This is a genomic window from Tardiphaga sp., from assembly GCF_028290785.1.
GTDB lineage: Bacteria > Pseudomonadota > Alphaproteobacteria > Rhizobiales > Xanthobacteraceae > Tardiphaga.
In genome coordinates this window covers 1-11,985 of record NZ_JAQGJD010000321.1, presented here as the reverse complement: position 1 = coordinate 11,985, position 11,985 = coordinate 1, and the positions used below count along the sequence as shown (strand labels likewise).

Below are 11,985 nucleotides of genomic sequence, written 5' to 3'. Positions count from 1 at the left end.
AACCGCGCACCGCAAAAGCGGGACTCCACCACCACGCCGGTGCCGGCGAACGTTCGTCCTCGGCGACGGCCAGCCAGCGCGCATATTCGTGTACGGCGCGGCCAAACTGGAATTTCTCTGCGGGATGGACCATCGGCGACCTTTCGTTGACCTGTGCGCGTCAGGCTGACAACAAACGCCGCTCGGCGCAACGGCTAGCGTTTGCGGGCGCGTTGAATGGCAAGCCGAAGGGTGAATCGATTGATGCTCGCTTGCGCGACGTTATCGTCCGAGCTTGGTCCCCTGGCTGTCGTCACGTCTGTTGGAGCCGCCGTTGCTATGGCCGTTGCCCTCGCACAGCTTAAGCCATTGTGCGGCCATTTCGCGGAGAGTTACACGCGCGTCCCGGTCACGCGTGCTGGCCGCGAGCTTTAGGCAAAACTGTGCATAGGATTCGTGGTCGTTGCCTTGCGTGCCGTTTGAATCTGTCATGGATGAACCTGCGGTGCCATCGGTGAACACGTCGAACGATCAACCCTCTACACAACGCTGAATCTCTGTCCGTCCTCGAGCACCTCGGCCAGCAGCGTCAGCCGGTACACTATCTTGCCGCTGGCGTCCGTGACTTCCATTTGCCACTCGGGGCTTTCGTCGAGTTCACTGACGATGTCGCGGGCCATATCGCTGCACATCATGGCCGCTTCCTGCCGCGCCGCATCGACGTCAGCGAGCTCGATGCCATCGGCGGTCGAGCTGGCGTATTTGCCTTGGCGGATATGGAAAAAATATGTCGGCATGCCGGTGACCATACAATGAAGCATCGATCATGTCGGTTCGGTTCCCGACCGAGCCGGCGGGCGGTAGCTGGCGCGTGTCAGCGGGATGGTGCGAGGCTTCCCGGCATCGAGAAAAATAGCCCCAGCTTTATCTGCGACCAGCGTTTCGGGCGAAAAAATGAAATAAAACAAGGCGTCTGATGAATGCCAGCTCGCCGGGTGCACTGCCCGCCATCACCGGATTGCCGGACAGACGCAACCCAAGGTTATCGTCGGCGCTGCGGTTCGTCGATAGAAACTTCGCTGCCTACCCATGTTGGCACTTTCGCAAGAGACATGGTGGGGCGCTGTATCCGGTTCGACCTGCCGATCGCGCGCTCGGTGGCCAATCAGCTCGACAGGCCGGACAGGGGGACCTCGAACAATTCGCCGCTGTCTTCGTCCTCGACGACGATCGTGCCGTCCTGCAGTTTCAGGCCCTGTGCCAGCTCGGCAGCCAGCCGCTTGGCGTGCAGCAACGCCGCCTTGCCATCGGCAAAGCTGGTCCCTTCTTCATCGAGGAAGGTCGTGTCGGCGACGATGTGGAAGTAGAATCGCGGCAAAGCAACGACCATGGCTGGGGGGCATTTTCGATACCCTCAGCACCCTCATGGTGGCCGAAAGCAGGATGATACCGCTAGCCCAAGTCGTTTCGCACGTCGATCAAAATGTGTGTCAATTTCGTGCAAAAATAAAGGCGAAACGTATTCAGTGGCACCGGCATTCCATCCGCGCGACCCATTGAAGTATTTTGGCGCCTTTAGGCTCGCCGCGCTTTCTTCCGAAGGCGGGGATCACAGGCAGCGCAGGGTTGAAAGCGGGAAGTCGAGCGAGGTTAGCTCACGGCAGCCTGGCTTCTGCGGCAAATTCGGCGTGCCCGAGCAGCCATTCTTCGTTCTCAGCGAGCTGAATCAGCGCGAGCGCTTCCATCAAGCAGGCTTTCACCTGCACTTCGTCGGCGGCTTCCCTGGAGCGTTGACCTAGGTCTGCAGCCTCCACCCGGTATCGGACCGCGCGACGGATTCCGGCCAGTCGCGCGGCCCACTCCTGCAGGCTCGGTCTGGCCGCAACATCGGGAAACTGCAAAACTGTTCCGGAGTCCACTTTCCCGGGCGGGTCGTCACGTTCTTTTTCGGACAAAGGCGATCTCCCAGATCGCGCGGGAGGATACTCGGCTCGCGGTGGCCGGCCGCGGTACATGCGGGTATGACCAATAATGCATCTCTAAAGTTGGATTGTCGACATAGACTTTCCTGAACATCGACCGGCCGGCCGGAGCGAAACAGGCGTGTCCCCGATAAAGCCAGGCCGCGGCGGTGCGCGACGAGCCGGGCGAGGTAGCCGGCAGTCTCGGTTGAAACAGCCCCGATGGGTGCCGCGATGTCGCGCCTGCGCCACTGCGGCCTCGCCGCGCTAAAATTTTTCGGCTTTGAAGGAGAACCGGTAGATCATCCTGCCGGTATCATCGGAAACTTCCAGCCGCCAATCTAGACCGGGATCGATGCGGACCAGCAGCGTGCGGATGATCTCGTGAGATGTCATCGCGCCTTCATGCCAGACCTCATCGAGGTCATCGAACACCAGCGCATCGGACTCGTGCAATTGTTCGTTGTTGGTGAAAACCCGGAAATGATAGTGGCTTTGAAGCGCAGAAGCGGAGCCGTGCATGGCAGGTGACCTATGGGTCAGGCGAGAGCATGGAGAACCCTCAGTCACCGGGATGTGCCGAGGGCGGGGCGGTGATCAACCAACTATATCGATGCGACCCGTTCCGACTGTTCAAAATTGACCGTCCAATCAAAACAGACCATAGGGCGAGCTGCCCGGAGCAGGCGGCGCCACCGCTCTCAAAACGGCCGGGGGCGGACCAGGCGGCGGCCATTTCAAACCGGGCCAAACAGGCCGGGACGGACAACCGCGCACCGCTGTCGCAAGGCCAGATATAGGGCGTGGCGCCGCCTTAAACGGATATTCGGTTGGCAGTCAAATTCGACCGGAATGGACAAAGGCTGTCCGGCTGCGCCAGTCTACTTCTCCGGATGCAGCAGAGCTTTTTGAGCCAGCATATCGGCGAGCAGTTTCTTTGCCTCGCTGACGGTCGCAGCATCGCCAATGAACGAGATCACCCGCCGGTAACGCTCGATCGCCTTGTCGAGTTCGGGGCATTTGTCACACATGCTTATCGGTACCGCATGCAAGTTCTGTTGTCGGCCCTATTCCCATCATTGGAACTGGGCGGTGACCTGAAGCAAATGAGGCACTGCATTTTGAAACTAAGCCACGAGGGGGCGGAAACAGGCCAGTACCCGAAATTGCGCGAACATCTAGGGCGACGGTGGCTTACATGACTGTAAGCAAGGACTACCCCGGATTTTATGGAAAAACTCAATAAGTCCCGTCCAAGGTACGGCGAACAATACCTACTTCCGTTCGACTACGAACCAGAACAGGACGACGGCAAAGGGCTGTAACGAAAGAGGCCGCCCACTGAGGCGGCCTTCTGCTCAATGGGCGCTAGTCTTGGAGACTAGATTAAGTAGCATCACGCCCGCCACAATGAGGCCAATGCCGAGAAAGCCTGCCGCGTCGGGGCGTTGTCCGTAGACAAGCCAGGCCGCAAGGGTAACCAGGACGATGCCCCCGCCTGCCCACACAGCATAGGCCGTTCCGACAGGAATTGCGTTCAATACCTGTGCGAGCAAGAAGAATGCGGTGGCATATCCTGCAACTACAACGGCTGACGGTCCGATCTTTGTGAAGCCATCCGCAGCTTTCATGGCGCTAGTCGCTATCACTTCTGCAACGATAGCTAGAGCAAGAATGGCGTAGGGATTCATCGTAGGCCTCCGTTGGTCCGCTGGACGCCGTCCTAGAGCAGATCGACGGAGGGCCGTCACGCTCACTCCTGTGTGACCAATCAAATCAGGCCACTGCCATTTTGAAACTAGGTCACGAGGGCTCGAAACAGGCCAGTACCGCATTTCCAAAAAGAACATATTGCGAACATAGAACGAATAGGGTACGTTGGCCGCAGATCGAACCGGCCCATTGTTTGTCCGTCGCGAATCCCGTTCATAAGGAGCTAGATATGGCCTCGACCCCGACTGCCCTGCGTATCGTTGAAGGATCCTCCATGGACAAGACCAAGGCCCTGTCGGCCGCGCTCTCGCAGATCGAGCGCCAGTTCGGCAAGGGCTCGGTGATGAAGCTCGGCAAGAACGATCGCTCGATGGACATCGAGACGATCTCGTCGGGTTCGCTGGGTCTGGACATCGCGCTTGGCGTCGGCGGTCTGCCGCGCGGCCGCGTGGTGGAAATCTACGGGCCGGAATCCTCGGGCAAGACCACGCTGGCGCTGCACACGGTGGCCGAAGGCCAGAAGAAGGGCGGCATCTGCGCCTTCATCGACGCCGAACACGCGCTCGATCCGGTCTATGCCCGCAAGCTCGGCGTCAATATCGACGAACTCCTGATCTCGCAGCCGGACACCGGCGAGCAGGCGCTGGAAATCTGCGACACGCTGGTGCGCTCAGGCGCGGTCGATGTGCTGGTGATCGATTCGGTGGCGGCGCTGGTGCCGCGCGCCGAACTGGAAGGCGAGATGGGCGATGCGCTGCCCGGCCTGCAGGCGCGGCTGATGAGCCAGGCGCTGCGCAAGCTGACCGCCTCCATCAACAAGTCCAATACGATGGTGATCTTCATCAACCAGATCCGCATGAAGATCGGCGTGATGTACGGCTCGCCCGAAACCACCACCGGGGGCAACGCGCTGAAGTTCTATGCCTCGGTGCGCCTCGACATCCGCCGCATCGGCGCGATCAAGGAGCGCGACGAGGTGGTCGGCAACCAGACCCGCGTCAAGGTCGTCAAGAACAAGCTGGCGCCGCCGTTCAAGCAGGTCGAATTCGACATCATGTATGGCGAAGGCGTCTCCAAGATGGGCGAGATCCTCGATCTCGGCGTCAAGGCGGGAATCATTGAGAAGTCCGGCGCCTGGTTCTCCTATGACAGCCAGCGCCTCGGCCAGGGCCGCGAGAATTCGAAAGCGTTCCTGAAGGCCAATCCGGACATGACCGCCAAGATCGAAGCCTCGATCCGGCAGAATTCCGGCCTGATCGCCGAGCAGATCCTGGCCGGTTCGCCGGAGCGCGACGCCGAAGGCGAAGAGCCCGTCGAGGAATAAGTTTCGCGCGTTCAGTACGGCGTAGGGCGTCAGCCGATGGCTGGCGCCCGCGCGCCGTTGACCGCATGACACGCCACGCCGTCAATCAGCGCCGGCGCCGTGCTTCGGCACAGCTCGAACACGTCCGGACACCGCGGGTGGAAGGCACAGCCTTTCGGCGGATCGATCGGATTGGGAATCTCGCCGGTGACGGCGATCCGCGTCCGGCCGGACATCGCCAGATCCGGCACCGCGCCGAGCAGCATTTTCGTGTAGGGCATGCGCGGGTGGCTGAACAGTTCGCGGCCCTCCGCGATCTCCACGATGCGGCCGAGATACATCACGCCGATCCGGCTCGCCATGTGGCGGACCACCGCGAGATTGTGGCTGATGAACAGATAGGTCAGCCCGAATTTGTCCTGCAGGTCGCGCATCAGATTGAGAATCTGCGCCTGCACCGAGACGTCAAGCGCCGAGGTCGGCTCGTCGCAGACGATGAAGTCGGCTTCCGAGGCGAGCGCCCGCGCAATGGCGATACGCTGGCGCTGGCCGCCGGAAAACTGATGCGGAAACTTCTGGCCGTCGTCGGGATGCAATCCCACCAGCGTCAGCAGTTCGCCGACACGGCCACGAATGTCGCGCTCGCCCTGGATCAGGTCGAAGGCGCGGATCGGTTCGGCGACGATGGCATCGACGCGCAGCCGCGGATTGAGGCTGGCATAGGGATCCTGGAAGATCATCTGGATCCGCCGCCGCAATTTTCGTCGCGCGCCGGCCTGCCGGGGGTCGCTCATGGAAACGCCGTCGATGATGACGTCGCCCGAGGTGGGCGGCAGCAGCCCGACCACCATCCGCGCCACCGTGGTCTTGCCGGAGCCGGATTCGCCGACCAGCGCGAAGGTCTCGCCGCGCGCGATCTCGAACGACACGCCATCGACCGCCCGAAGGAATTCCATCGGGCTGCGTTCGATGACGCGGTTCAGCCACGGCTTCGAGACGTCGAATTCGCGCCGCAGATTTCGGACCTGTACCAGCGCTGTCATGCCGCGCTCTCCGTGGCCGCGCGATCGTAGAGGTGACACGCGACGGCTTGCGCGCCGACCCGGATCGGCTCGGGCCGCTCGATCCGGCAGCGCTCGAACGCAAAGTCGCAGCGCGGGTTGAAGGCGCAACCCGTGGGGATCGCTGACAGCCGCGGCATCGAGCCTGGAATCTGCACCAGCCGTTTCGAGGCGTCGCCAGCCAGCGTCGGGATCGCCCCCATCAACCCCCTGGCATAGGGATGCAGCGGGTTCTGCACCACATCGCGTACCGGGCCGATCTCGGCGATGCGCCCGGAATACATCACCGCGACGCGGTCCGAGGTTTCGGCAATCACGCCCATGTCGTGGGTCACCAGCATCACCGCGGTGCCGTGGTCGCGGCCGAGCCGCTTGATCAGCGCGATGATCTGCGCCTGTACGGAAACGTCGAGCGCGGTGGTCGGCTCGTCGGCGATGATCAGCTCGGGCTCCGCGCAGATCGCCAGCGCGATCACCACGCGCTGCCGCATGCCGCCGGAAAATTCATGCGGATAGGCATCGATGCGCTTCTCCGGCGCGGGGATTCCGACTTCGGCAAGCAGGTCGATGGCGCGTTTGCGCGCCGCGGTTTCGTTGAGATTGAGATGGGTGCGGATGGTCTCCACCAGCTGGTCGCCGATACGGTACAGCGGGTTCAGGCTGGTCAGCGGATCCTGAAAGATCATGCCGATCCGCTTGCCGCGAATTCTTCGCATCGCATCCGGCGACAGGTTGTCGATGCGCAGGCCGGACAAATAGATCTCGCCGCCCGCAATTCGCCCGGGGGCGTCGATCAGCCCGATGGCGGCGAGCCCGGTCACCGACTTGCCGGCGCCGGATTCGCCGACCACGCCAAGCACCTCGCCCTTGGCGATGTCGAATGACACGCCGTCGATGGCCACCAGCACGCCGCGGCGGTTGGCGAATTCGACGCGCAGATTGCGCACGGAAAGAACCGGTTCAACCATGCGATGCGTCGCCCGTCAGAAGGTGTTTCATCGCAGTTTCGGATTCAGCGCGTCGCGCAGCCAGTCGCCCAGCAGGTTGATCGACAGGATCAAGGACGCCAGCGCGATGCCGGGGAACGCGACCACCCACCATTCGCCGGAGAACAGGTAGTTGTTGCCGATCCGGATCAGCGTGCCCAGCGACGGCATCGCGTCGGGCATGCCGGAACCGAGGAACGACAAAGTTGCCTCGGTGATGATGGCCAGCGCCAGGTTGATGGTGGCGATCACCAGGATCGGCCCCATGGTGTTGGGCAGCACATGGCGGAGCATGATCACGCGGGCCGGCAGTCCGATCAGCTGCGCCGCGGCGACATAGTCCCGGTTCTTCTCCACCATGACCGAGCCGCGGACGGTGCGGGCATATTGCACCCAAAAGCTCAGTCCGATGGCGACCACCAGCACCAGCAACGTGGTGGAGGCATCGAGATGGTTGCCGAGCGCGGACTTGACGACGCCGTCGATCAGGAGCGCGATCAGGATCGCCGGGAAGGTCAGCTGCACGTCGGCGATGCGCATGATCAGCGTATCGACGGCGCCGCCGACATAGCCGGCGATCAGCCCGAGCCCGATGCCGAGTACCGCGGCGAAAGCCACGCCCAGCGCACCCACCGCCAGCGAAACCCGCATGCCGTAGAGAATCGCGGAGAAAATGTCGCGCCCCTGTTCGTCGGTGCCGAGCAGGAACGGGCGCTGGCCGTCGGCGGTCCACAGCGGCGAAATCCGCGAGTTGATCAGCTCGAGCTGCCGCGGGTCGAACGGATCCTGCACCACGAACAACGGCGCGAACAGCGCCAGCAACAGCAGCACCGCGACAATGGCCGCGGCGACCATGGTCAGCTTGGAGCGCCGGAACGAATAGAAGATGTCGCTGTCGATCGCGCGGGCGATCAGGGATTGGCGCGGGGCGGGTGCGGGGAGGTCGGTCATGTGACGCTCGTTCTCCCGATGTCGTCCCCGCCTAGCGCGCCTTCGGCGCGCGCGGAGCGGGGACCCATAGCCTCCGGCCCTTCGGTTGCAGCCCAGCCGCATTCGCTTTGCCGCCAGAGGCTGACAGAGGTTATGGGTCCCCGCGTTCGCGGGGACGACGCGGCGTTTGCGGCTTCCATTGTCCACCTCATGCCGCGCGCCCCACGGTGGCGCGCAGGCGCGGATCGACGACGGTGTAGAGGATATCGACGATCAGGTTGATGGTGACGAAGATCAGCGACACCACCAGCAGGTAGGCGGCCATGATCGGGATATCGACATTCTGTACCGCCTGCACAAACAGCAATCCCATTCCCGGCCATTGGAACACGGTCTCGGTGATGATCGCGAATGCAATAACCGAGCCGAACTGCAGCCCGGCGACGGTAATCACCGGCACCAGCGTGTTCTTCAGCGCGTGGCCGAAATGGATCGCCCGCGTGGTCAGGCCGCGCGCGCGCGCAAAACGAATGTAGTCGGTGCGCAGCACCTCGAGCATCTCGGCGCGCACCAGCCGCATGATCAGCGTCATCTGGAACAGGCCGAGCGTGATCGACGGCATGATCAGCGCTTTCAGACCGGATACCGTGAGCAGGCCGGTGCTCCACCAGCCGAATTTGACCACTTCGCCGCGGCCGAACGACGGCAGCCAGCCGAGGATCACCGAGAACAGATAGATCAGCAGGATGCCGATCAGGAAAGTCGGCAGCGAGATGCCGATCAGCGACACCGCCTGCAGCACCTTGGTCAGAAACGAGTCGCGGCGCAGCGCCGAGTAAATCCCCAACAGAATGCCGAAGCCCATCGCCAGCACGGTGGCGCAGGTGGCGAGCTCCAGCGTCGCCGGCATGCGCTCCTTCAGCAGCATCGAGACCGGCTGGCGGAATTGATAGGACACGCCGAACTTGAACTGCGCGGCGTCGATGAAATAGCGCGCAAACTGCAACGGCACGGGGTCGTTGAGGCCGAGCGAGGCGCGAATTTCGGCGCGTTGCGCCTCCGAGGTGTCGAGCGCCACCATCTGGTTGACCGGGTCTCCGGCGAAGCGAAACATCGCAAACGAGATGACGCCGACCGCCAGCATCACGCCGACGGATTGCAGGGCACGGCGCAAGATGAAAGCGAGCATGGGATCCTTTCGCTTTCGTTAGGGGCTTGACGCAGATTTATCCGTCATTGCGAACGGAGCAAAGCAATCCAGAACGCCGCAAGGACGGACTGGATTGCTTCGTCGCAAGAGTTGCTCGCAATGACAAGGGCAGTCGTATACGCGACACCTAGTCCTGCTTGACGAACCAGTAAGGCAGCACCTGGTTATCGGCACGTTGCGCCACCTTGAGTTTCTTCGAAACGCCCCAGGCCAGCGCTTGCTGATGCAGCGGAATATAGGCAAAGTCCTTGTTGCTGATCTCGAACGCCGCCTTGATCAGCAGATCGCGCTTGGTGTTATCGGTTTCCTGCAGCACTTTGTCGGCGAGGGCATCGAACTCCTTGTTGCAGTAACCGCCGATGTTGGTGAGGCCGCGCGAGCTGTTCGGGTTATCCCGGCAGCCCATGATGTCGTACAATACGTTGTGGGAGTCCGCGGTCGAGGGTGTCCAGCCGAGCAGATAGAACGGGGTATTGTAACCGCCGGACTTGAAGATCTTGGCGAAATACAACGCCTTAGGCTGGGCGATCAGGTTCACCTTGACGCCGATCCGGGCCAGCATGCCAACCACGGCCTGACAGATTGCGGCATCGTTGACATAGCGGTCGTTCGGGCAGTCCATGCTGAGTTCGAAGCCGTCGGGATAGCCCGCCTCGGTGAGCAGTTTCTTGGCACCGTCGGGATCGTATTTCGGGCGGGTGAAGTCGCCCGACAGCTTGAACAACTGCGGCGCGATCATCAGCGCCGAGGGTGTCGAGAGGCCGCGCATGACGCGGGTCTTGATCAGCTCGATATCGATGGCCTTGTAGAACGCCTCGCGGACGCGAATATCCTTGAAGGGATTCTTGCCCTTGATGTTGGAGTTCAGCAGTTCGTCGCGGGTCTGGTCCATGCCGAGGAAGATGGTGCGCAGCTCCGGCCCGCTCATCACCGTGGCATTGGGGCTGGAATTGACCCTGGAGATGTCCTGGATCGGCACCGGTTCCATGATGTCGATCTCGCCCGACAGCAGCGCGGCGACGCGGGTGGCATCGGAGGCGATCGGCGTGAAGATGATTTCCTTCAGATTATGCTCGGGCTTGCGCCACCAGTTCGGGTTGACCTTGAACACGGTCTTGACGCCCGGCTGATGGCTTTCGATGCTGAAAGCCCCGGTGCCGTTGGCATGCAGCGAGGCGAAGCTCGGGGTCGTCGCGGCGGCCGGCGTGGGCGCAACGGCGTTGTTCTCCTCGGCCCATTTCTTGTCCATGATGTACCAGACGTCCCACTGGGAAATCAGGATCGGATTGGGCGCGGTGAGAACGAAATCGACGGTGTAGTCGTCGATCTTGATGACCTTCGTGTCGTTCGCCACCATGGTCGCGAAATCCGAACCCTTGGCGCGGACGCGGTCGGCGGAGAACACTACGTCATCCGCGGTGAATGGATCGCCGTTCTGGAATTTGACATTCTTGCGCAGATGAAAGCGCCAGCGCGTCGGCTCCGGGGTTTCCCAGCTTTCGGCCAAGCCGGGAACGGTCTGCAAATTCTTGTCGCGTGCGACGAGGCCTTCATAGACCTGGCCATGGTGGGCGATCGTGGTGCTTTCCCGCAGCGTATAGGGATCGAGCGATTTGAGATCGCCTTGGTTGGCGTAACGTAGCGTCTGCGCCGAAGCCGGCGTCAGCGCGGCGGCGATCAAGGATGCAACGGCAGCAAGGCTGCTCAGGCGAATCGACATTCGTAACGCTCTCCATGGCGGTGTATTCGTTGCATCGGTGTCTTCCGAGCCGCGATGGTATTGTCGGCAGAGTTCGTCGATGGCGCAAGCTCGATTTACCGGCGCTCCCCGCCGCAAATCACGGCACATGGCGCGATCTTTGCTTTACGCGGTTTGTGCGTCCGGGACGCGCATCATACCTTCACGACACGGCGCTAACAGAATCGCCACGACGGTCAAGATCTTCGGAGTACGTATGGCGGAACTCAAGGCTGATGTGCTTGTGCTCGGCGCAGGCATGGTCGGCGTTTCGGCGGCGCTGCATCTGCAAGCGCGCGGGCGAAACGTGGTGCTGATCGACAAGCACGAGCGGGCGGGCGAGGAAACCAGTTATGGCAATGCCGGGCTGATCGAATGCGCCTCGGTATTCCCCTATATGTTTCCGCGCGATTTCAGCCAGATCCTGAAATATGCGCTGAATCGCTCACCGGACGTGCATTACCATCTCAACGCGCTGCCTGGCTTCCTGCCATGGATGATCCGCTATTTCCTGAATTCGTCGCCGGCAGGCGCGCTGCGCAGCGCGATGGCGGCATGGCCGCTGATCCAGCGCAGCCTGGCTGAACATGAAGCGCTGATCGCGGAAGCCGGCGTGCCCGAACTGCTGCGCCGCACCGGATGGATCAAATTGTTTCGATCCGAAACCACCATGGAAAATAGCATCAAGGAGCTGGAGCGCGACCGCGCCTACGGCATTACAGGCAACGTGCTCGACGCCGCCGACATCGCGTCGCGTGAACCGAACCTGTCCGGCGATTTCGCCGGCGCGATTCACTGGCCGACGCCGGGCTTCGTTCCCGACCCGGGCGGCCTTGCCAAGGCCTATGCCGCGCTGTTCATCCGCAAGGGCGGGCGCTTCCTTGCCGCCGATGCCCGCACCCTGGCGCAGAGTGACGGCAACTGGCGCGTCGCCGGTCCGAACGGCGCCATCGTCGGCCGCGACGTGGTGGTGGCGCTCGGCCCGTGGTCGGACCAAGTGTTTCGCCCGCTCGGCTACGACATTCCGCTGATGACCAAGCGCGGCTACCACATCCATCTGTCGCCATCAGGCAATGCGGTGCTGCATCACAGATCGGAAGAGCG

The 11,985-nt window shown here is 62.1% G+C and carries 13 protein-coding genes; 2 read left to right on the top strand and 11 right to left on the bottom strand.

Features of this window, described 5'->3' with window-relative positions:
* Positions 1-518 precede the first annotated feature (518 nt).
* The 6 genes from JWR89_RS20215 to JWR89_RS20190 all read right to left on the bottom strand — a co-directional run bounded on the left by JWR89_RS20215 (position 519) and on the right by JWR89_RS20190 (position 3,631).
* Positions 519-776 carry a hypothetical protein gene (locus JWR89_RS20215; protein ID WP_299719418.1) on the bottom strand — a complete coding sequence of 86 codons (258 nt, stop codon included), beginning with the start codon at positions 774-776 and terminating at the stop codon, positions 519-521.
* A 368-nt stretch (positions 777-1,144) separates the two neighbouring features.
* On the bottom strand, positions 1,145-1,369 hold the full coding sequence (locus JWR89_RS20210; RefSeq protein WP_299719416.1) for a hypothetical protein: 225 nt from the start codon (positions 1,367-1,369) through the stop codon (positions 1,145-1,147).
* Positions 1,370-1,634: 265 nt separating this feature from the next.
* A complete protein-coding gene (locus JWR89_RS20205) occupies positions 1,635-1,934 on the bottom strand; it encodes a hypothetical protein (RefSeq protein WP_299719413.1) in 300 nt (99 codons plus the stop codon).
* Positions 1,935-2,207: 273 nt separating this feature from the next.
* Positions 2,208-2,462 (bottom strand): hypothetical protein, encoded by a 255-nt coding sequence (locus JWR89_RS20200; protein ID WP_299719410.1) that lies wholly within the window; start codon positions 2,460-2,462, stop codon positions 2,208-2,210.
* A 359-nt stretch (positions 2,463-2,821) separates the two neighbouring features.
* Complete coding sequence (locus tag JWR89_RS20195) at positions 2,822-2,971, bottom strand: hypothetical protein (RefSeq protein ID WP_299719408.1); 150 nt, start codon at positions 2,969-2,971, stop codon at positions 2,822-2,824.
* Between the two features lie 327 nt (positions 2,972-3,298).
* A complete protein-coding gene (locus JWR89_RS20190) occupies positions 3,299-3,631 on the bottom strand; it encodes an SMR family transporter (RefSeq protein ID WP_299719407.1) in 333 nt (110 codons plus the stop codon).
* A gap of 251 nt (positions 3,632-3,882) precedes the next feature.
* On the opposite strand from JWR89_RS20190, the gene recA reads away from it, so the two are divergent.
* Entirely contained in the window at positions 3,883-4,977 is a 1,095-nt protein-coding gene (gene recA / locus JWR89_RS20185) for a recombinase RecA (RefSeq protein WP_299719405.1), read from the top strand.
* A 29-nt stretch (positions 4,978-5,006) separates the two neighbouring features.
* Here the strand turns inward: recA and JWR89_RS20180 are convergent, their stop codons facing one another.
* The 5 genes from JWR89_RS20180 to JWR89_RS20160 form a co-directional block, all read right to left on the bottom strand.
* Entirely contained in the window at positions 5,007-5,999 is a 993-nt protein-coding gene (locus JWR89_RS20180) for an oligopeptide/dipeptide ABC transporter ATP-binding protein (RefSeq protein ID WP_299719403.1), read from the bottom strand.
* The gene (locus tag JWR89_RS20175; protein ID WP_299719401.1) at positions 5,996-6,985 is read right to left on the bottom strand and encodes an ABC transporter ATP-binding protein; all 990 of its coding nucleotides are present in this window, start codon (positions 6,983-6,985) and stop codon (positions 5,996-5,998) included. The genes JWR89_RS20180 and JWR89_RS20175 overlap by 4 nt, the downstream gene beginning before the upstream one ends.
* A gap of 27 nt (positions 6,986-7,012) precedes the next feature.
* Positions 7,013-7,954 (bottom strand): ABC transporter permease, encoded by a 942-nt coding sequence (locus tag JWR89_RS20170; protein WP_299719399.1) that lies wholly within the window; start codon positions 7,952-7,954, stop codon positions 7,013-7,015.
* Positions 7,955-8,141: 187 nt separating this feature from the next.
* A complete protein-coding gene (locus JWR89_RS20165) occupies positions 8,142-9,122 on the bottom strand; it encodes an ABC transporter permease (protein ID WP_299719396.1) in 981 nt (326 codons plus the stop codon).
* A 148-nt stretch (positions 9,123-9,270) separates the two neighbouring features.
* Positions 9,271-10,863, bottom strand: coding sequence for an ABC transporter substrate-binding protein (locus JWR89_RS20160; RefSeq protein ID WP_299719393.1), 1,593 nt, complete (start codon positions 10,861-10,863; stop codon positions 9,271-9,273).
* A gap of 235 nt (positions 10,864-11,098) precedes the next feature.
* On the opposite strand from JWR89_RS20160, the gene JWR89_RS20155 reads away from it, so the two are divergent.
* Positions 11,099-11,985, top strand: an 887-nt coding sequence (locus JWR89_RS20155) for an FAD-dependent oxidoreductase (RefSeq protein ID WP_299719390.1), incomplete at its 3' end; no start/stop codon positions are given.

Bases quoted from the DNA above. Each gene is read 5' to 3' on its own strand.
- JWR89_RS20215 (WP_299719418.1), bottom strand. From the start codon at position 776: ATGCCGACATATTTTTTCCATATCCGCCAAGGCAAATACGCCAGCTCG.
- JWR89_RS20210 (WP_299719416.1), bottom strand. From the start codon at position 1,369: ATGGTCGTTGCTTTGCCGCGATTCTACTTCCACATCGTCGCCGACACG.
- JWR89_RS20200 (WP_299719410.1), bottom strand. From the start codon at position 2,462: ATGCACGGCTCCGCTTCTGCGCTTCAAAGCCACTATCATTTCCGGGTT.
- JWR89_RS20195 (WP_299719408.1), bottom strand. From the start codon at position 2,971: ATGTGTGACAAATGCCCCGAACTCGACAAGGCGATCGAGCGTTACCGG.
- JWR89_RS20190 (WP_299719407.1), bottom strand. From the start codon at position 3,631: ATGAATCCCTACGCCATTCTTGCTCTAGCTATCGTTGCAGAAGTGATA.
- recA (WP_299719405.1), top strand. From the start codon at position 3,883: ATGGCCTCGACCCCGACTGCCCTGCGTATCGTTGAAGGATCCTCCATG.
- JWR89_RS20180 (WP_299719403.1), bottom strand. From the start codon at position 5,999: ATGACAGCGCTGGTACAGGTCCGAAATCTGCGGCGCGAATTCGACGTC.
- JWR89_RS20175 (WP_299719401.1), bottom strand. From the start codon at position 6,985: ATGGTTGAACCGGTTCTTTCCGTGCGCAATCTGCGCGTCGAATTCGCC.
- JWR89_RS20170 (WP_299719399.1), bottom strand. From the start codon at position 7,954: ATGACCGACCTCCCCGCACCCGCCCCGCGCCAATCCCTGATCGCCCGC.
- JWR89_RS20165 (WP_299719396.1), bottom strand. From the start codon at position 9,122: ATGCTCGCTTTCATCTTGCGCCGTGCCCTGCAATCCGTCGGCGTGATG.
- JWR89_RS20160 (WP_299719393.1), bottom strand. From the start codon at position 10,863: ATGTCGATTCGCCTGAGCAGCCTTGCTGCCGTTGCATCCTTGATCGCC.